The following is a 1,595-nucleotide window of genomic DNA, read 5'->3' on the forward strand; positions in this document are numbered from 1 at the left end:
TTTGCCATATGTATAAATCTTTAGGCTTAAAGATACAAAATCTTTAGGTAATAACAAAGCCCCAGCTTGTGAAAGTCGGGGCTTTGTGCTAAACAAAGAAGGTGTGCTTTTTGACACACCTTCATTTGTTTGATCTGACATATTACATCAAAAAATTATTCTCCCAAAATAACTTTTAATATAATTCCATTTGATTTTTGAATTTCCATGTACATCTCACCTCCAAAATACACAGTTCCATCAACGGCTTGAGGATAACCATAGATTACCCATAACGTATCATTTATCAAATTGATATGAATAGGTTTTTCCAATTCAATGTCCCCGTGATTAATAGCAAGGAAATAAGGTTCTGCTATTCGATAAGCTTCTGCTGCTGTTTTGACTTCTCCACCTTTCCAAAGATTAGAAATATGCATATTCTCTTTATCTTCCAAATATAGACGTGTTAATGAGGTATCTACAATAAAATCTGCTTTAACACCATTATTTTCCAAAAGATGTTGAATCAACGCAGAATCTGTATAAACAAGAAACTCTCCTTCAGATTTATTATTATGACTTTTGTGAGTACAACTGCAAAGCAGTAACATTATACCGAATAATACATAATACTTCATATTCATTCAAACAATTGTTTAAGCCAACTTTCTATTTTAGATAGAATTGATGGTTGTTTAGGGGTAAGATTATCTTTAGGCATTATTTCATTTTTACGAGTAGGATCTTCTGTATCACTGGGTAATTCTTCGGATATTATCTCTATTTTCCCCGTTTTCGGATTATGTTCCAATAAACTTCCATTGGGAGTCGCTACATATCCTACAGTATTTAGTTTCTGGTTATTGGCTAAATCTGCTTTGAAAAAAGAGTTATCCTTGTAATTTTCATCATATCCACCATGCGAGTGAATTGTTCCTACGATTCGTTTACCACGTGGAGCTTTACTGATTCGGAGTTTATGTTCTGCTCCTATCGCAGCTTCAGAATAAGCATATTTTAAATCTCCATTCTTTGTAACTTCATAAATAGAGGAACCCATTTCACGCTTACGTATAATGGAGGCTCCATTATAATACATTCCCCAGTCCAAAGCAGCAGCTCTTGGAGTTTTGAATAGGTCACCTGGGCCAAAATTCATTCCATTAGGATCTATGAACCTTATAGGATTGTTCCCACAATAAGCATAAGGACTGATGTCATAGTATTCTTCCCCCATCGGATCCACCGTCGTAAACCTTCCCAGCGCCGGGTCATAGTGTCGTGCCCCGTAATCGTACCAGTTCAGACCGTTCTTCGTATCCAATTCCTTCCCGTTGTACTTGTAAGGCTGGACATTCGTAGAGCTTGCGAAAAGTCCTCCGAAGGGATAGTAATGGTTCACCTCCTCTACCGTACCGTTCTGATTCAGCACCACCCGGTTGTTCCCCTGATGATCCTGCAGGTAGTAGTGGTACTTCCGGTCGGACAGGGTGACGTAACCGGCTTCCGTCAGCAGCAGCTTCTGCACACCGTTTTCATAGACCACGTTCCCGCAATAATCCGTTGTGGTGGTCGTACCGTTGATGACATGCTTCGTGCGGAGCTTGGTTCCG

At 39.1% G+C, this 1,595-nt stretch carries 2 protein-coding genes; both read right to left on the reverse strand.

The window, feature by feature from the left end; translation table 11 throughout:
- Nucleotides 1–155: 155 nt before the first annotated feature.
- Complete coding sequence (locus BQ8005_RS16830; RefSeq protein ID WP_075319341.1) at nt 156–626, reverse strand: NTF2 fold immunity protein; 471 nt, start codon at nt 624–626, stop codon at nt 156–158.
- The coding region (locus BQ8005_RS17130; protein ID WP_159436303.1) for an RHS repeat-associated core domain-containing protein at nt 623–1,595 on the reverse strand (973 nt) is incomplete at its 5' end. The genes BQ8005_RS16830 and BQ8005_RS17130, both read right to left, overlap by 4 nt.

It is taken from the genome of Bacteroides togonis (genome assembly GCF_900130135.1).
Taxonomy (GTDB): Bacteria; Bacteroidota; Bacteroidia; order Bacteroidales; family Bacteroidaceae; genus Bacteroides; species Bacteroides pullorum.

Bases quoted from the DNA above. Each gene is read 5' to 3' on its own strand.
- BQ8005_RS16830 (WP_075319341.1), bottom strand. From the start codon at position 626: ATGAATATGAAGTATTATGTATTATTCGGTATAATGTTACTGCTTTGC.